This is a genomic window from Nonomuraea terrae, assembly GCF_044465245.1.
GTDB lineage: Bacteria > Actinomycetota > Actinomycetes > Streptosporangiales > Streptosporangiaceae > Nonomuraea > Nonomuraea terrae.
This window is the reverse complement of sequence record NZ_JBITLL010000004.1, coordinates 689151-705949: the sequence shown is the minus strand read 5'-3', so window position 1 is coordinate 705949 and position 16799 is coordinate 689151. Positions and strand designations below refer to the sequence as shown.

General features: G+C 70.1%; 16 protein-coding genes and 1 pseudogene. 7 read left to right on the top strand and 10 right to left on the bottom strand.

All coding sequences use genetic code 11. The annotated features are described in order from the left end of the window. Window positions 1-125 precede the first annotated feature (125 nt). Entirely contained in the window at window positions 126-1724 is a 1599-nt protein-coding gene (locus ACIBP6_RS21530) for an alpha/beta fold hydrolase (RefSeq protein ID WP_397054645.1), read from the bottom strand. 213 nt (window positions 1725-1937) lie between these two features. Then, window positions 1938-2585: an HNH endonuclease family protein gene (locus tag ACIBP6_RS21525; protein ID WP_397054643.1), complete on the bottom strand. Its 648-nt coding sequence runs from the start codon at window positions 2583-2585 to the stop codon at window positions 1938-1940. 103 nt (window positions 2586-2688) lie between these two features. Between ACIBP6_RS21525 and ACIBP6_RS21520 the strand changes: the two genes are divergently transcribed. Together ACIBP6_RS21520 and ACIBP6_RS21515 are read left to right on the top strand one after the other, a co-directional pair. Continuing rightward, entirely contained in the window at window positions 2689-3150 is a 462-nt protein-coding gene (locus ACIBP6_RS21520; RefSeq protein WP_397054641.1) for a MarR family winged helix-turn-helix transcriptional regulator, read from the top strand. Window positions 3151-3184: 34 nt separating this feature from the next. Further along, window positions 3185-4906: an MFS transporter gene (locus tag ACIBP6_RS21515; protein WP_397054639.1), complete on the top strand. Its 1722-nt coding sequence runs from the start codon at window positions 3185-3187 to the stop codon at window positions 4904-4906. 5 nt (window positions 4907-4911) lie between these two features. On the opposite strand, the gene ACIBP6_RS21510 is transcribed toward ACIBP6_RS21515, so the two are convergent. The 5 genes from ACIBP6_RS21510 to ACIBP6_RS21490 all read right to left on the bottom strand — a co-directional run bounded on the left by ACIBP6_RS21510 (window position 4912) and on the right by ACIBP6_RS21490 (window position 8532). Continuing rightward, entirely contained in the window at window positions 4912-5682 is a 771-nt protein-coding gene (locus ACIBP6_RS21510; RefSeq protein WP_397054637.1) for a polysaccharide lyase, read from the bottom strand. Window positions 5683-5754: 72 nt separating this feature from the next. After that, window positions 5755-6156, bottom strand: coding sequence for a hypothetical protein (locus ACIBP6_RS21505; RefSeq protein WP_397054635.1), 402 nt, complete (start codon window positions 6154-6156; stop codon window positions 5755-5757). Between the two features lie 90 nt (window positions 6157-6246). Then, window positions 6247-6918 carry a right-handed parallel beta-helix repeat-containing protein gene (locus ACIBP6_RS21500; RefSeq protein WP_397054633.1) on the bottom strand — a complete coding sequence of 224 codons (672 nt, stop codon included), beginning with the start codon at window positions 6916-6918 and terminating at the stop codon, window positions 6247-6249. Further along, a complete protein-coding gene (locus tag ACIBP6_RS21495) occupies window positions 6915-7478 on the bottom strand; it encodes a right-handed parallel beta-helix repeat-containing protein (protein ID WP_397055379.1) in 564 nt (187 codons plus the stop codon). Before ACIBP6_RS21495 ends, ACIBP6_RS21500 begins: the two co-directional genes overlap by 4 nt. 172 nt (window positions 7479-7650) lie before the next feature. Then, window positions 7651-8532: a GNAT family N-acetyltransferase gene (locus ACIBP6_RS21490; RefSeq protein ID WP_397054631.1), complete on the bottom strand. Its 882-nt coding sequence runs from the start codon at window positions 8530-8532 to the stop codon at window positions 7651-7653. Between the two features lie 151 nt (window positions 8533-8683). Between ACIBP6_RS21490 and ACIBP6_RS21485 the strand changes: the two genes are divergently transcribed. From ACIBP6_RS21485 to ACIBP6_RS21475, 3 genes are all read left to right on the top strand, one after another. Beyond that, a complete protein-coding gene (locus ACIBP6_RS21485; RefSeq protein WP_397054629.1) occupies window positions 8684-9190 on the top strand; it encodes a VOC family protein in 507 nt (168 codons plus the stop codon). A gap of 53 nt (window positions 9191-9243) precedes the next feature. Continuing rightward, window positions 9244-10062: a MerR family transcriptional regulator gene (locus ACIBP6_RS21480; RefSeq protein WP_397054627.1), complete on the top strand. Its 819-nt coding sequence runs from the start codon at window positions 9244-9246 to the stop codon at window positions 10060-10062. 192 nt (window positions 10063-10254) lie between these two features. After that, window positions 10255-11091 (top strand): SAM-dependent methyltransferase, encoded by an 837-nt coding sequence (locus ACIBP6_RS21475; RefSeq protein WP_397054625.1) that lies wholly within the window; start codon window positions 10255-10257, stop codon window positions 11089-11091. A gap of 116 nt (window positions 11092-11207) precedes the next feature. Here the strand turns inward: ACIBP6_RS21475 and ACIBP6_RS21470 are convergent, their stop codons facing one another. Then, entirely contained in the window at window positions 11208-11666 is a 459-nt protein-coding gene (locus ACIBP6_RS21470; RefSeq protein WP_397054623.1) for a hypothetical protein, read from the bottom strand. A 907-nt stretch (window positions 11667-12573) separates the two neighbouring features. On the opposite strand from ACIBP6_RS21470, the gene ACIBP6_RS21465 reads away from it, so the two are divergent. Beyond that, the gene (locus ACIBP6_RS21465; RefSeq protein ID WP_397054621.1) at window positions 12574-13320 is read left to right on the top strand and encodes a phosphotransferase family protein; all 747 of its coding nucleotides are present in this window, start codon (window positions 12574-12576) and stop codon (window positions 13318-13320) included. Window positions 13321-13438: 118 nt separating this feature from the next. Here the strand turns inward: ACIBP6_RS21465 and ACIBP6_RS46835 are convergent. Both ACIBP6_RS46835 and ACIBP6_RS21455 read right to left on the bottom strand, forming a co-directional pair. Further along, window positions 13439-13643, bottom strand: a pseudogene (locus ACIBP6_RS46835) (IS5/IS1182 family transposase); the annotation flags it as partial. 110 nt (window positions 13644-13753) lie between these two features. Beyond that, a complete protein-coding gene (locus tag ACIBP6_RS21455; protein ID WP_397054617.1) occupies window positions 13754-14983 on the bottom strand; it encodes a GNAT family N-acetyltransferase in 1230 nt (409 codons plus the stop codon). Between the two features lie 374 nt (window positions 14984-15357). On the opposite strand from ACIBP6_RS21455, the gene ACIBP6_RS21450 reads away from it, so the two are divergent. Further along, complete coding sequence (locus tag ACIBP6_RS21450; protein WP_397054615.1) at window positions 15358-16680, top strand: alkaline phosphatase PhoX; 1323 nt, start codon at window positions 15358-15360, stop codon at window positions 16678-16680. The last annotated feature ends 119 nt before the right edge of the window (window positions 16681-16799 follow it).

Below are 16799 nucleotides of genomic sequence, written 5' to 3'. Positions count from 1 at the left end.
TGCGATGGGCGCCGGTGAGCCGCTCGGCCGGCTTCCCGCCCGGCGAGTGAGCGGCGCTCGTGCGGCTTCTTCGGGCGGGGAGCGAACGGCTCCCGGCCGCGACCGGCGCGGCCGGGGAGTGCGCCTCAGGAGGACGGCGTCGGGAACGGGGCGCTCCAGGGCAGCCCGTCCGTCGGCCACAGCTCGCGCTGCCGCTTCTTGAGCGTGGTCTCGACCCTGCCGCCCACGGGGCAGCGGAACCCGGGCGGCGGCACGGTGAGCGAGATCAGGTAGTCGTCGATCGGCACCGTGCTGCACTCGTCCTTGCCGTAGATGCGGTGACCCCAGCCCTCGTACGTCAGCAGGCGCGCCTTGGGGCCGAGCTGCCGGGCCACATTGACCGACCACGAGTACGGCGTGGAGGGGTCGTGCAGCGAGTTCCCCAGCAGGATCGGGGCGTCGCCCGTGTAGCGCAGCCGGTGCTGCGGGTTGGTGGTGGGGTGCTTCAGGCAGACGGGCAGGTCCTCGATCGGCATCGGGTTGAGCCGCATGTCGGGGGCCAGCCGGTTGGAGCTGCGCAGCAGGGCGGCGTACTCCTTGTAGTTGCGCACCGGCAGGTGGTAGTCCTGGCAGAGGATCGCGGTCGGCAGGTGCGCGACCTCACCCGACACGGGCTGCCGGCCGGGCAGCGGCGGCATCCACGCGGGCGGCTCCCCGCCGTCCAGGGCGCGCAGCATCTCGCTGAGCAGCTGCCAGGCGGGACCTTCGGTGCCGAGCACGCCCTGCCACAGGACCTGGACCTCGGTCATCGGCCGGTCCTCGACGCCCGGGTAGTACAGCGTGCCGCTGCGGGCCTTGGCGAGGATCCGCTCCCACACGGCGCGGACGTCCTGCCCGTGCAGCGCGCAGGCCGGCTCCTGGTCGCACCAGCCGACGAACTGGTCGAAGGCGTCCTCGACGGCGGCGGCCTCACTGTCGAGGAACGCCTTGACGCCGAGGCTGTGGTCCATGTTGCTGTCGAGGGCCATGGCCCGGATCCGGTGCGGGAACAGCTCGGCGTACATCTGGCCGATCAGCGTGCCGTACGAGATCCCGTAGAAGGTGAGCTTCTCCTCGCCGAGCGCGGCGCGCAGGGCGTCGAGGTCGCGCGCGACGTCGACCGAGTCGACGTGGTCGTAGAGCGGGCCGGTGCGGGCCCGGCAGTCGGCGCGCAGCTTCTTGGCGTAGCTGCTCCACTTGACGAAGTCGGCCTGGCTCTTCATGACGGCGTACGGCATCTGGTTGTACACCGACGCCGAGCAGATCACCGGGTGACTGCGGCCGACGCCCCGGGGGTCGAAGCCGACGATGTCGAAGTGCTTCCGCAGCTCCTCGGTGAAGAAACCGGGAGCGCCGTACGCGGCCTCCACCCCCGATCCGCCGGGGCCGCCGGGGTTGATCACCAGGGATCCGACGCGGGAGGCGGGGTCGGTGGCCTTGCGGCGGGCGACGGCCAGATCGATGGTGGGCCCGCTCGGACGTGACCAGTCGATGGGGACGGCCAGTGTGCCGCACTCGGCGCTGGGCTCCTCCTCGCAGGGAGCCCAGGCGATGCGGCCCTTCGCGGGAGCCGCCGAAGGCTCTGCGGTCGCCGTGGGCTTCGGGGTCGCCGATGGCTCTGGGGTCGCCGCGACAGCCGGCAGTGCGGGTAACAGGGCCGCCATCGCCACGACGACGGCACCCAGCAGAGAGGATCTTCCTCGCACATTGCTCCAATCGTGGATCGGCCGACCGGCCCGCTCATACCGTGATGGCCCCGAAGCGGGGGGGCGGCGAGACGCGGCCCCCGTGTCGACCGCGACGAATCGAACAGCGGGATGACGATACAACAGCAACAATCGGAAGATCCTGACAATGAACGTGAAAACCGGGCGGACGCGGCCGTTCCTCCGCACACCCACGTCCGCCAGGCGCGTCCCTCAGCAGGTGCGCAGCATGTTGAGCAGAGCCACCCGCTCCCTGCTCGTCACGAAGAGCCCGTAGTGGTGTTTGACGGTGATCCATGAGGTCGCGTACCGGCACCAGTAAGCCCGGCGTTGCGGACGCCAGCTCTGCGGCCCCTTGCCGCCCTTGGCGATGTTGGCGGAGTGGCTGACGGTGATGAGCTCCGGGCGGGTGAGGTCGTTGGCGAAGGCGCGTCGTTTGGCCGGGCTCCACCGCTTGGCGCCCGAGCGCCAGGCGTAGGAGAGCGGCACCAGGTGGTCGACGTCCACGTTCTTCTCGCTCTTCAGCCGCTTGCCGTCGTAGGGGCTGAACCAGGAGCCCCGGACGGGATGGCAGCGGGAGTCGCGGCGGATGCTCCGTGCGTCGCGGGCCAGCACGATCTCCCGCGTGCTGCATTTCCCCCTGCGGTTCGGCCAGCTGGGCTGGAACTTCGCGCGGCTGTAGCCGCTGATGGACAACGGCCTGGCGATCTTGAGCTGGGTCAGCATGCTGCGGGCGAGGGCGGCGGCCTGCGACCGCTTGCGTTGTTCGGCCGCCGCCGGCTTGGCGGCGAGGACGGCGGCGATCGGGATGACCATCAGGGCGAGGACGGCGACATGTGCTGCCCGTCTCAAGAAGATCATGGTGCGATCCATACCCGCACTTTCTCCGGCCATGGCAGTGATATTCGCCGACTTCGCCGGGGGTGGGTCGTTTGCCGGAAAAGCGGAAGTCCATAATGCACCTATGCATAAGCCCCTTATGGACGTGGCGATCCCGCAGGGTTCCGCCGACGCTTTGACGATCGCCGTGGAACAGCTGGTGCGGCACGTCCGCCTGAGCGCGACCACGGGCGGGCTCAGCAGCGCCGCCTCCTTCGTGCTGAGCCGCCTGGCCCGCGAAGGGCCGCAGCGGCTGACCGAACTCGCGCGCGCGGAAGGCGTCTCCCAGCCGAACATGTCGCAGCTCGTCAACCGCCTGGAACGCGGGGACCTCGTACGGCGCACCGCCGATCACAGCGACGGACGCGGCGTCCTGGTCGAGGTCACCGACACCGGAGTGGAGGTGTTCCTGCGACGGCGCGCCGAACGCGCCCTGGCGCTCCAGCAACTGGTCGACGAGCTGACCGAGCAGGAGCAGCACGCCGTCGCGGTCGCCCTGCCCGCACTGGCCGGGGTGATCCAGGAGCGCCGGCCGCCGCGTTCCTGACCCCGCCCCTCACGACATCCAAGAGAAACGGAACATGAGCACACCCCACGGAAAGACCGCCAGCCCTTTCAAGCAGCCCAGGGCCGTCTGGGCCGTCGCGTTCGCCTGCGTCATCTCGTTCATGGGCATCGGCCTGGTCGATCCGATCCTGCCCGCCCTGGCCGAGAGCCTGAACGCCACCCCGAGCCAGGTCTCCCTGCTCTTCAGCAGCTACCTCATCGTCACCGCCGTCGCGATGCTCATCGTCGGCTGGATCTCCAGCCGGATCGGCGCCAAGCGGACCCTGGTCATCGGCCTGGCCGTCATCGTGGTCTTCGCCGCCCTCGCGGGCGCCACCGGCTCCATCAACGGCATCGTCGGCTTCCGCGCCGGCTGGGGCCTGGGCAACGCGATGTTCATCGCGACCTCGCTGGCCGTCATCGTCGCCTCCGCCAGCGGCGGCTTCGCCGGCGCCATCATCCTGTACGAGACCGCCCTCGGCCTCGGCATCGCCGTCGGCCCCCTGCTCGGCGGCGTGCTCGGCGGGATCAGCTGGCGCGGCCCCTTCTTCGGCGTGGCCGTCCTCATGGCCATCGCCCTGATCGCGACCCTCCTCTTCGTCCCCGCCACGCCCAAGCCCGACCGGCCCACCTCGGTGACGGCCCCGCTCAAGGCGCTGCGTCACCGCGGTCTGCTGACCATGGGCATCATGGCCCTGCTGTACAACTGGGGCTTCTTCACCATGCTGGGCTACGCCCCGTACCCGATGGAGCTCGACGCCCATCACCTCGGGCTGGTCTTCACCGGCTGGGGCCTGCTCGTGGCCGCCTTCAGCGTGTTCTTCGCGCCGCGCCTGCAGTCCCGCTTCGGCACCGCGCCCGTGCTGTACGCCAACCTGCTCGGCCTCGCGATCGTGATGGCCGTCATCGCGGCCGGCGTGCGGACGCCCGCCGTGGTGATCGTCGCCGTCATCGTCAGCGGCGCCTTCATCGGCATCAACAACACCCTCACCACCCAGGCGGTCATGCTCGTCTCTCCGGTCGAGCGCCCGGTGGCCTCCTCCGCCTACGGCTTCCTGCGCTTCATCGGCGGCGGGCTGGCCCCGTTCGTCGCCGGCAAGCTCGCCGACGCCTCCGACCTCAGCGTGCCCTTCTACCTCGGCGCCGCCACGTTCGTGCTGGCCGTCCCGGTCCTCGCCAGCGGGCATCGGCTGCTTCGCCAGGCCGAGCGGCAACTCGGCCAAGGCGAGCCCGTCGAACCGGCGCTCACGCCGGTCGGCCGCGCGGTGCCCGCCGACCGGCCGCTGCTCGTCGTGGCCGTCGGCGGGTACGACAACGCCGCCTCGATCGTCGACACGGCCGCGCGGTACGCCCGGGAGAGCGGCAGCGTGCTGGACGTCGTCCACGTCTCCGAGACCGCCGTCGTCGAGGAACAGGTCATCGAGACCGAGACCCACGACCAGGCCCGCGCCGCCGTCACCGCCCACCTGGACCGGCTCGCCGCGCACGGCGTCGCCGCGACCGGCCACGTCCTCACCAGCGTCGGCGACCACGCCGCCGCCGGCCGCGCCCTGGCCCGCCACGCCGCCGAAACGGGCGCCCGCACGGTCGCCGTCGGCCGCTCCCCGCGCGGGCCGCTGCTCCAGTTCGCCGACGGCAGCTTCACCACCGCCCTCACCCACGCGGCGACCTGCACGGTCATCCTCATCGAACCCGACGACGCCCCCCGCCCCCTGACGGCGGCCACCCTGACGGAGCTACGCGACCGCAGGGCCTGACGCGATCACCTGGTCAGCTCGAAACCGGCGAAGCCGACGTGCTGGTCGGCCGGGCTCGACCAGCTCGCGTCGTCCCCGCCGAAGAAGGTCGAGAAGAACACTCCGTCGATCTTCAGCTCGGCCGTGCTCCGGAAGACCAGATCCGCCTGGCTCAGCACCTTCCGGCCGTCGAGCCACACGGTGATCGACCCGTCCGCGCGGCCCGGGGTGTTCAGCCGGAGCTCGTGCTCCAGCCGCGCCCACCGGCCGACGGGGAACGTCCAGGAGCCGCGGCCCAGCGAGGTCCCGTGCTCCTGCGACGTCGGCAGGTACGCGTACACCTCGCCGGCGCCGTTCCTGCGCCACATGAACCGCGTCGACAGGCCGTCGGTGCCGTCCGGGATCCGGCCGCCGTTCATCTCGGTGCCGCCGAACATGCCGGGCAGCTTTCCGCCCTTGACGAAGGCGAAGCCGGCGGGGAAACGCACGTGGTAGGAGAGCCGTACCGACTCGACGGGGCCGTCGTCGAGGAGCAGATAGAGCTGGGCGCCGCCCTCGGGCGTGCCGTCGGCCCTGGAGGACGTCCGGCTGGCCGATCCGGCCGGGAACAGCACGCGCAGGACGCTGGAGAAACGCGGATCGTCCGACGGGATCACCCAGGCCCGGTCGGCGAGCCCGAAGGCGCCGTGGTCCGACGGGGTGAGGGCGTCGCCGAAGAAGCCGGCCGCCCCGTGCGCCAGCGGGACGCCCTCCGGGGACGGCGTGGACGTCTCCCCGCCGCCGCCGGGCAGCACCACCGGCGGGGAAGACGCGGCTCGGCCCGCGTCCGCCCCGCCGGAGGCGAGCAGGGCGCAGGCGAGTCCGGCGGGTCACGGGAGGACCGCGGAGATCTGGTAGCCGACCTCGGTGGAGACCGGCGGGGCGTCGGTGAAGGTGATCAGCCCGGACGCGTCCGCCGTCGCCGTCGCCACCGTGGAGCCGCCGCGCGTCACCCGGTACGCCGTGCCGGCCGCGAGCCCGTCGACCGTGAAGCCCACCGGGACGCCCGCCGCGCCGGTCACGTACACGCCCGAGCCGCTCACCCGCGCGGCGACCGCGCCCGCCGCCGGCACCGCCTTCACCCGCGTGGGGGACACGGTCACCGGCGAGGTGCCGATCAGCCCGGAGGTCAGGAGCAGGGAGCCGCCGGAGGGCGTGAGCGTCGTCGGGACGCTCCCGCCGTAGATCGTCCCGTCGCCGTTGGTGAACGCCGTGGAGCTGTTGCCGTCCACGCTCACCTTGACGGGGGCGGTGATCTGCTGGAACACCGTCGAGGAGGCCGTCGCCGGCGAACCGAAGGTGGCGTGGGTCAGCGAGGACGGCTAGGAGTTGCCGGCGTACGCCGTGTCCGTGCTGTTCTGCATCCGGACCGCGCCCGTCGAGCCGGTGAAGACGTTCCCGGTGAAGCGCACGCCGTCGGCGTCGTTGACCTTCACGATGTTGCTGTCGGCGCCGTCGAAGGTGTTGCCGCTGAACAGCAGGTTCGCCGGGCGGCCCGACGTGCCGGTGTGGACGGGCAGGTCGGAGCCCTGGTAGGTGAAGACGGCGTACTTGGCGCTGTCCGTGACGACGTTGCCGGTGGTCGCGGTGTCCCTGGTGCCGACGCTGTACCGCAGCCCGTACTCCGCGCCGGTGATCTCGTTGTTCCTGACGACGTTCCCGACACTGTCGAAGATCGCGATGCCGGCGCCGTTCGGGTGGTCGTCGACGACGTTGTCCTCCACGATCGTGTCGGTCACGCCGCGGTGCAGCATGATGCCGTGGACCTGGTTGTCCGTCGGATCCTCGTCGCCCTCCGGGATGTACGGCGGGATGCCGTTGCGGTAGCTGTGATTGCCCGCGATCAGCAGGTGGTCGCAGCCCTTGGAGCAGATCAGGCCGTGGTTGCCGTTGTCGTGGAAGCTGTTCCCGGTGATGGTCAGGTGGTCGGAGTCGTCGTGCGGGTCGAGCCCGTACGAGATGTTGTGGTCGTACTCGTTGCCGATGACGTTCATGCCGTGCGCGTTGTAGGTGTAGACGCCGAAATAGTTGTGGTGGAAACGGCTGCCGACCTGATGGCGAGGCCGGTCAGCCGGGTGCCGGACGCCGTGCGCGTGGCCTGGACGCCGGTCGTGCCGCCGCGGATGCGCGCCTCCAGCACCCGGATCGACGCGCTGCCCGATCCGGTGATCTGGACGGCGATCGGCTCGTCGGCGGCGCCCGGGTCCTCCAGCCGGCACCGGGAGCAGGAGGACAGGTGGACGCCGCCCTCGCCGTTCGCACCGGTCTGCGTCCCGTTCGGCACGAGCCCGGGCGAGCCGGCCGCGCTCACGCCGAAGCCCTTGTTCCGGCGCGCGACGACCTCCGTCACCGTACGGTCCCCGCCGCCGCTGATCCGCAGCCCGTCGCCGCCGTTGGCGTCGGTGCCCAGCCCGGTGATCCGGGTGCGCGTGTCCCCGTGCAGCAGCACGCCGGCCTCCGCGGACCCGGTGACCTCGACCTGGTCGATCACGACCCGCTCGGATCCGGTGAGAGCCAGGCCGACGTGGTTGCTCTCCACGGAGGAGTCGCTGATCCCGCCGGTGCTGCCCTTGCCCCATGCGAGCCCCGGCCCGGTGCCCGCGGCGCCGAGATGGCCGAGCGAGCTGCGCCTGACGTCGAGGCGCCCGCCGTCACCGGCCCTGACGTACGGCCGCCCGGCGGCGACGGCGGGCCTGTCACGTCGTGATCGTCGGCGCGCTGCTGCGTCACGGCTGCTGGGACCACCGTCCCCACGTCGTGACGAGCGGCCGGTAGCCCTGGCGGGACCAGAAGGGCACGGACAACGGGTTCGGAGCCGCGTAGTGCACCAGCACGGTGTCGACGCCTGCCGACGCCACCTCGGCATGGGCGTGGCCGGCCAGTGCGGCGCCGATGCCGCGGCCCCTGCCGCCCGGGCGGGCGTACAGGGAACCCACGTACGCCACGGGCGACGAAGCCGCCACGGCAGGCGCGATCCACCCCGCGTGATCGGGGTGGTGGACCGACAGCATGCCGACGACTTCACCGTCCTGCTCGGCCAGCCAGCACCAGCCGTCGTCACGCGTGAGCTTCTCCTCGAGCTCGGCCCGGGCGGCGGCGGGTGTCCACGGCAACACCGGAACCCAGCCGAACTGCGCCTCGTAGGCGATCAGCTCCAGGTACAGCCGGCACATGGCATCCAGATCATCCGCCACGGCCCGCCGTACACCAGCGGATGGCCGCCCACCGGCCGAAGGGGGACAGACGCGGACGGCGAGCACGGACCGCGGCGCGAACCCCCGCCTGACCAGTGCTGCGACAGGCGCGGTGTCCCGGCTCGGCCAGCTCACCACGAGCCCGGAATCAGGCTCGGCGTCGAGAGCCGAGATCCAGCGGTCGAGGAGACGCCCGAGGGAGTCCGCGGGGTCGTCACCCGCGACCCTGGCGTGGAGCGTGCGGGTGGTCAGGGGACCCCAGGGCACCGACCGGGCGTCGGGGCCGGCCGTGGCCACCGACGGCGCGCCGACGGCGTTGACGGTCTCGATCAGGTCTTCGCCGAGATCCGTGACGGCGACCAGCGGGTCGGCGGCCCGCACCCGCTCGCGGTGACCATCGATCACATCACTCACCGTTCGCACGATAGCGCGCCGCCCGGGTGCGGGAAATGGATGGTTGGTCAGAGGCATGAAGCAGGGCCGACACGCGGATGCCGCGACCGTCCGCGAGGTGCGGAAATATCGAGCTTGACCCTGACGTTACGTAAGGCTCCAGGGTGGGTGCATGGCCGACCACTATCCCGCATTCGACATCAGCCCTGTTCCCACTCCCGCGCTCGACGTGAAACCGCCCGAGGTCTACCGGGGCATCTACGGCATGCCGATGTTCGTCACAGTGCCGACGTCCGACCTGGCCGCCTCCGCCGACTTCTGGCTTCGCGGGCTCGGCTTCATCGATCTGTTCACCATCCCCGGCGCAGTCACACACCTTCGACGGTGGGCGTTCCAGGACGTGCTCCTTGTGCCGACGGGCCGATCCTCCGAGGTTCCCGCGATAAGTGTCAGCTTCTCGTGCGTGCTGAGCCAGATCGACGAAGCGGCGGCGGCCTGTGAGGAGCTGCTGCCCGGCTGCACCACGGGACCGCGGCAGACCCCGTGGAACACGGTGGACCTGGAAGTCGTCACGCCCGAGAACGTCCGGGTCATCCTGACGGCCGCTCGCCCCCTCGACCCTCACAGCGCCGAAGCGCGGAATCTCCAAGCCATGGGCTTCGAGATCCCGGGGGCGTGAGAACGACGGCTCTGACTGCGTCACCCCGCGTCGCGGCTGTCAGACTGGACGGCATGACGAACGGTGCCGCCGACGACGCAGTGGCACCCGACGGTCTCACCGTCGGGGCCACGGCATCCCTCGTCGGCGTGACCGTCCGAACTCTCCACCATTGGGATGCGATCGGGCTGGTCCGTCCGTCCGGGCGCACCATCGGTGGCTACCGGCTCTACTCGGCGGGCGACGTCGCCCGCATCCACAGAGTGCTCATCTACCGCGAGCTCGGCCTGCCCCTCGACGACATCGGTGAGCTCCTCGACGCCCCGGCGATCGACGCGACCGTGTCGCTGCGGCGACAGCGCGCACAGCTCGTCGAACGCATCTCCCGCCTGCAAGGGATGGTCAATGCGGTTGACCGCATGATCGAGGCCGCGAGCGCCGGTATCTTGCTCTCCGCCGAGGAACAAGTCGCGATCTTCGGCAAGCAGTGGCAACCGTCATGGGTCGCCGAGGCGCGCGACCGTTGGGGTGACACGGCTCAGTGGGCGCAGTACGCCGAACGTTCGGCGGGCAGGACGGCCGAGGATTGGCGGCAGCTCGCGGAAAGCACGTCCGCTCTGCACGATGACCTGGCCGCCGCGAAACGCACGGGCGTCAGGCCCGGAAGTGCCGAGGGGAACACACTCGCCGAGCGGCACCGAGCATCGATCGACGCCTATTTTCACTGCACCCACTCCATGCACGTGTGCCTGGGACGGATGTACGTCGCCGACCCCGGTTTCGCGGCCTACTACGACGCCATGGAGCCCGGCCTCACCTTGTGGCTACGCGACATCATCGACGCCAACGCCCGCGATCGGGGCATCGACCCCGAGACCGCGACCTGGACCTGACGCGGTTCCACGGGCGCCGCCCGCTCCCGACCGCCGCTGTTCCGTCTGCTCCCGATGACCGGGGCCGCCGGACTACGGCAAGGTGATCGTTCAAGCCCCGAAGACACGACGGCGAGCTTCCGCCGATGTCCGTACGTCGGTCTTCGATCAAGAACCTTCCCGAGTCAGTCCGGTCGACGTACGCTCCGGGACATGACCACGCAGGAGCGACCCCCCGGTGAGCACGGTCCCGAGAAACTGATCCGCACGGACGTGCCGCACTCCGCCCGCATCTACAACTACTGGCTCGGTGGCAAGGACCACTTCGACATCGACCGAGTGATCGGCGAGCAGGTCGTCCAGGCCGAACCCGAGATGGTCGCGATGATGCGGCACAACCGGGCCTTCCTGCGCCGCGCCGTCGACCATCTGGTGCGCGAGCGCGGCATCCGCCAGTTCCTCGACATAGGCACCGGCCTGCCGGTGGCCGACAACACCCACGAGGTGGCGCAGCGCGCCGCGCCCGAGAGCCGCATCGTGTACGTCGACAACGACCCGGTCGTGCTCGCCCACGCGAAGGCCCTGCTGACCAGCAGCATCGAGGGCGCGACCGACTACATCGACGCCGACCTGCGGGAACCCCGCGAGATATTGTCCGCCGCCGCGAAGACGCTCGAGTTCGGCGAACCTGTCGCGGTGATGCTGCTCGGCGTCCTCAATCACATCGCCGAGGACGCCGAAGCGCTGGCCATCGTCAGGACGCTCATGGACGCCCTCGTCCCGGGCAGCCATCTGGTGATCTCCGTCAACACGAACGTCCTGAAACCCGAGAACATGAACCGCGCCGCGGCCGCGTACAACGAGGCGTTCGGCAACCCGCCCATCTACCTGTCCACGCCCGAACGGCTTGCCGCGTTCTTCGAGGGGATGGAAATGGTCGACCCCGGCCTGGTGCCGGCGGCCAGATGGAACCCCGTCGCGGCCGATGCGCCCTTCGAAGACGAGACTCCGGACATGGACCTGTACGTCGGCGTCGGACGAAAGCCCTGACGAACGCCCGTGACACGAGCGAGGGAACCTGGACCAGCTCCCTGGTCGCGAGGAGGACCGGCAGGGGTGGGCGAGACCCGCTTGGAGAGGGATCCCTGACGGTTGACCGGCTACGTTCAGCTCTGTCGTGCCAGAGATCCACTGAACGCTCCCGTGGCCGTCCCGAGGATTTCGTAATTTGCCTGAATGACCATTGTCGCCTTGTCGGTCAGCCGGACACTCATGGTCAGATCCGCGAGGCACGTCTTTCCCGAGGGCAAGTCATCCGGGGTGTCGGTGGTGCCGGCCTTCAATATGATGCGGTCGCTCTTGACCTCGGCGAGCTGCCAGCTACGTGAGCAGCCACTGTTCTGACCCCAGTCAACGGCACGTTGAGCTACGACGGTGTCGCCGATACTGCCCTGCTCTATCGTTATCTCGTCAATCCCCGTCCCTCTTCCCTCCCCCAATGGGCCGGGGAAGGTCATCGTCACCTGACCTCTCCAAGTGCCGAGGTATCCCTCCGGCACATCGCTGTTCTTGCCACCACTCTGGGGGAGCAGCCATGCCAACACGCCCACCACGAGTGCCAGCACGCCGGTGATTGCGGCGATGACCCCCGCACGTTCACCCGCGTTCCGGCCCAGGAACAGGCGCCAGGAGGTGCGCCGCCGACGCCCGGCAGAGGCGCCACCGGGGCGAGGTGGCTCGGGAGCCTCTCCTGCCGCACAGTCGTCCCGGCCTGCTCGATCAGCGGACTCGCGTAGACCGTTCTTACGAGATGCACTGGACTCTTCCTTTTCGAATTCTGGCATTTCCAGTTACCGCCTTCGATCGGTGGCGCGTCCCCTGCATCCTCTATCGAACACGCCATCGGCGTCACCTTGTCCGGACAGATCAAATCCACAGTCGGCGACGACAACCCAGACCGCCGCCCAGCAAGCAGTCCTTCGCTGCGTCCGTGTTCTCACCATCGGCTTCGGCCCGACGATTTCGGCCCCCACAACGGAGCCGCGCGTGCCTGGCGACCCGCTCAGTTTTGGTGGTGGTCCACAAGAGCCGCGTCTCGCAGAGGCTTTGTGCTCGCGAGGTTCACCCACAACGAGTGGACCCCCATTGCGGCTGTCAAGACCGGAATCGCTGCGGTAGACGGCATTCTTCTGCAGTATGTTCGGGGCAGCAGGTTCAAGCTTTTCAGTAGCGGCAGTGGATCGAAGAGGATACCCGCCGGGCAGGACCGTTCGCAGAAAGGATCACGTAGGAGCGTTATCGAGACGATCGCGATCCTGGCAAACGAACAGAAGCCGAGAAAGCTGATCCCACTTCTGTCGAACTTTGGCTCCTGATGAAATTCAAGGATGTCGCTGCGCCGGCGAGTCGGACGGCTGGTCAGCGGTCGGTGTCGCGTACCGAGGCCGCTTGGTAGCGGGACGCGGTGAGCCGCGCGATCACACGCGATAAACCCGGTGACGTCGACGACCATCCCCGGGATACTCGTCGCCCATGGATGAGGTCGAAATGGTCGTCGCCCATTCCGAGCGCGCGACCCTGCGCGTCGGCGACGTGTTCCTGAAGGTGGACGCCGATCAGGCACGCATCCACGCCGAGGTTGAGGCGATGGCCCTGGCGCCGGTCCCGACCCCGAAGGTCCTGTGGCACAAGCCGCCGGTGCTCGCGATCGCCGCAGTCCCGGGGAGGGCGCTCGGCCGCCTCGGCGAGCCGTCGACCGCGTCCCCGGCGGCGTGGGCCGCGGCGGGCGCCGCCATCCGGACGCTGCACGACGCGCCGTTGCCGCCCAGGCCCGGCCGGGCCGGCCGGGGCCCTGACGAGTTGGCGGCGGATCTCGATGGCGAGTGCGAGTGGCTCGTGACGAACGGCGTCCTGCCCGCCGACCTGGTCACCCGCAACCGCCAGGTCGCCGAGGCCGCGCTCCGGCCGTGGGCTCCGGTGTTCACGCACGGCGACCTGCAGATCGCTCACGTGTTCGTCGACGGCGACAGGATCACGGGCATCATCGACTGGTCCGAGGCGGGCCAAGGCGATGCCCTGTTCGACCTCGCCACCTTGACGCTCGGACACGAGGAGCACCTCGGCGACGTCGTCGCCGGCTATGGCACCGACGTCGACCTCGACGTGATCCGCGCGTGGTGGTCGTTGCGAAGCCTGCTGGGGGTTCGCTGGCTGGTCGAGCACGGCTTCGACCCGTTCGCGCCGGGCTGTGAGGTCGACGTGCTGAGATCCCGGCTGTGACGCTGCGCGGGCCCGGCTGCTATGAGCAGTCCTGTCGGAACGATCAGTGGATGAGGCGTCGCCAGCAGATGATGGCGACGGCGAGGGTCAATGAAGGCTTCGCGGATGTCGTCGCGATCTCCCAGCGGATGCGCAGGCGGCGGAACCCATGCAACAGGGCTATCGCCTGCTCGGTCACCCACGGTACTTGTCATGGTCATAGCCCTGATCGGCGTACGACGCCTTCGGTCGCCGGCGGGCCCACCCCGCCGGCCACGCATCGGCGGGATCGCCCGCAGCAGCGGCATGAGCTGGGTGACATCGTCGCGGTTGCCGCCGGTCAGGCCGCCTCAGCGGCAGCCGTACGGCAGGCCGGGGCCGTGACTCGGTCGATCGCCGCAGCCTCCCGCAGTGAGGGTGATCAGCTGTTCGGAGCCGTCGGTACGCGTTCCCGTCAGTACGGCAGGTAGTAGCTGAGCACATCGGCGGTGAGCGGCGGGAAGAGTGTCTGGAACAGCTCCTCATCCCTGGCGTAGACGTCGGGCCGGACGCGGGTCAGCCCCTCGAATCCGTGCGGGCCGAACAGCAGGGCCGGCACCTGGTCGGGCGCCGCCGCGGCGCCTCCCAGGGCTCCGGGCGCCTGCATCGCGCCGCCGGTGACGACCTCGCCGAGGCCGTCGGTGTGCACCGGGATCCGGTAGTGGGCGCCGAAGGTGGAGATGACGATGTCGCGGCCGGCGCGATCGATCCCGGCTGTGGTGAGGCGGTGCCAGAGCAGTGGCCGCAGCCGGTCGAGCAGCACCGCGACGTCCGGGACCCGGACGTAGTACTGCTCCGCCTGCTTGCGCGGTTCGTGGTCGAGGAACTCCTGCCAGGCGGCGGCGGTCACGGTGCCGGACCGGTGAACGACCCGCACCTTGCCCTCGGATGCCAGGGCGGCGACGCCGCGGAGCAGGTCCCGCGCCGCCGCCTCGTCCAGTGCGGCGGCCTCGGCCAGGAGCACCTCGGGGCCCGGGGGAGTGGTGCGTCCGGTGGCGACGACCGTGCCGGCGTGCTCCAGGATCCACAGGGTGCTCGCCTCGTGGGCCAGCAACCATCGCCAGCACGCCGCCGAGTGCGGCATGGCCACGTCGAACCGGTTCTGGGTCGCCTCCTGCAGGGCTGTCATGGCGGGGATGTCGGCGGGCCGGGCGGCGCGGAGCCCGGAAGTCGCCTCGCCGGGCGGTGGGGTGTGGACGGTCAGTGCCGGAGGTATGTCGATGGCGTACTCGTAGCCGAACAGCCGGTAGAAGTACGGGATCCCGATCATCACCTGAACGACGTGGCCGCGGGCGGCGGAGCGGTCGTGGGCCCATCGCATGAGCGCCCGTACGAGTCCGCGGCCTTCGTACGCGCGGTCGGTGGCCACCAGTTCGACCTGGCCGGCAGGCAGGTGGATGCCGCCGATGCGTACGTCCTCGTCCAGGAGCGTCACGGTGGAGACGACCCGGTCGCCGTCGACGACCACGGCGCAGGAGGGCCATCCGGCGTCGGGATCTGTGACGACCAACCGGTGGTCGAGGACGTCGGCCGGGTCAAGGCGATCGGCCAGCAGCGTGCCGATCTGGTCGAGGTCCGCCGGCTGCGCCTGCCGCAGGACGAGGCCGTCGGCCAGCGAGACGGGTGCGGGTGTGGTTGCGCTCACGGCGGGACTATCGCATCGCCTGAGCCGTCTCGTCCATCGGGTTTGCGCGTCGAGGAACGAGGGGCAGCCCCCAGCGGTGAGATGTTCCCACGCCGAGGACCCGACGCTGATTTCGAGCGGCGAGCCTGAGTAACCCTGATTCTTCGTTCCAATATCGCCGACCCATCACATAAATGACGCGTAGGTGTCGGTTTGTAGGAGTTGGTTGGCAAAGCCGCCGTAATCGTCTTGAACAGGAGCTCACCTACGTGTCCCCCTCTCGCCGTACCCTCCTCGCCGGCGGCGCCGTCGGCGTAGGCCTTGCCATCACCGGGAGCATCCCGTCGCTGGCCCAGTCCCACCCGGGCCGGCCCCGCCCGGTTGGGGCCGATCATGTGCCCTTCCCAGCGCTCGTGGACGACCCCGACGGCATCCTGGCCCTGCCTGAGGGCTTCCGCTACACCGTGGTCACCCGGACGGGCGTCACCCGGCTCGACGGCGGTCAAGGACTGACCCCGGCCGACCATGACGGCATGGCCGTCTACGACGCCGGCCGCGACCGTTACACCCTGATCCAGAACCACGAGATCGACCCGGGCGCCGAGTTCGGCGTGCCGCACGTCAAGGGCACTGTCTACGATCCCGGCGCCGTCGACGCCGGCGGTTGCACCGTGATCAGGACCGACCGCACGGGCCGCAACCACGGTGAGTTCGTCGCGCTCTCCGGCACCGTCTCCAACTGCGCGGGCGGGCCTACCCCTTGGGGGACGTGGCTGACCTGCGAGGAGACCGAGGACCGGGCGGGGGACGACTGGGAGGAGAACGGCCGGTCTGGCGCCTTCCAGAAGGATCACGGCTACGTCTTCGAGGTCTGGGCCGACGGCAGCGCGGACCCGAGGCCGATCAAGTGCCTGGGCCGCTACTCCCACGAGGCCCTGGCGATCGACAAGGACCGCACCAACGTCTACCTCTCCGAGGACGCCGACGGGCCCAACGGCCTGTTCTACCGCTGGACCGCCCCCCGCGGCGTCAAGCTCGGTCCCGGTGTGCTCACCCGCCTCGCTCCGGACGCCGGCGTCCTCGCCGCGATGCAGATCATCATGGACGACGGCTCGGTGCTGCCGGACGTCGCCTACCTGACCTCCGCGCAGCTGGGCCGCCCCTTCCCCGTGCGGTGGATCGAGGTGCCCGAGCGCGACGCGCAGACCAAGGCCGTGCGCGAGCAGTTCGCCGACGGCCAGGTCACTCGCGGACGCAAGTTCGAGGGTGTGTGGGGCACCGACGAGGGCGTCTACGTGGTCAACTCCTACGCGTGGGACGAAGGTGAGCTCCCGGCTGACGCGGCTCCGCACGACGGCATGGTCTGGTTCTACGACTACCGGGCCCAGACCATCCAGCTGGTGACGTACTTCCCGCACCAGACAGCGTCGGAGGAGGGTACGCCGGTCAAGTACAACGACCTCACCTTCGACGGTCCGGACAACGTGACCGTCACCCCATGGGGAAGCCTCGTGCTCGCCGAGGACGGCTCGGGCGCCTCCCACGTGCTCAGCTCGTTCCCGGGCGGCCCGACGTACGCGATCGCCCGCAACCAGCTCAACGACTCGGAGTTCTGCGGGCCGACCTTCACCGCCGACGGCAAGGTGCTCTTCGTCAACATGCAGGACCCCGGCCTCACCTTGGCCATCACGGGCCCGTGGGAGAAGTACCTCGGCTGACCAGCGCGATCGACCGCGGGGTCAGGCAATCCGCCTGACCCCCTCGATCTCCGTGCCCATGGCGACGATCGCAATGGGCCTTCGAACCGCTGCGCGGCCGGAGGTGCTCGCTTCCCAGC

What these genes read in the sequence shown, in the direction of transcription:
- ACIBP6_RS21525 (WP_397054643.1), bottom strand. Translation starts at nt 2,585, where the DNA reads ATGATCTTCTTGAGACGGGCAGCACATGTCGCCGTCCTCGCCCTGATG.
- ACIBP6_RS21520 (WP_397054641.1), top strand. Translation starts at nt 2,689, where the DNA reads ATGCATAAGCCCCTTATGGACGTGGCGATCCCGCAGGGTTCCGCCGAC.
- ACIBP6_RS21515 (WP_397054639.1), top strand. Translation starts at nt 3,185, where the DNA reads ATGAGCACACCCCACGGAAAGACCGCCAGCCCTTTCAAGCAGCCCAGG.
- ACIBP6_RS21500 (WP_397054633.1), bottom strand. Translation starts at nt 6,918, where the DNA reads ATGAACGTCATCGGCAACGAGTACGACCACAACATCTCGTACGGGCTC.
- ACIBP6_RS21485 (WP_397054629.1), top strand. Translation starts at nt 8,684, where the DNA reads ATGGCCGACCACTATCCCGCATTCGACATCAGCCCTGTTCCCACTCCC.
- ACIBP6_RS21480 (WP_397054627.1), top strand. Translation starts at nt 9,244, where the DNA reads ATGACGAACGGTGCCGCCGACGACGCAGTGGCACCCGACGGTCTCACC.
- ACIBP6_RS21475 (WP_397054625.1), top strand. Translation starts at nt 10,255, where the DNA reads ATGACCACGCAGGAGCGACCCCCCGGTGAGCACGGTCCCGAGAAACTG.
- ACIBP6_RS21465 (WP_397054621.1), top strand. Translation starts at nt 12,574, where the DNA reads ATGGATGAGGTCGAAATGGTCGTCGCCCATTCCGAGCGCGCGACCCTG.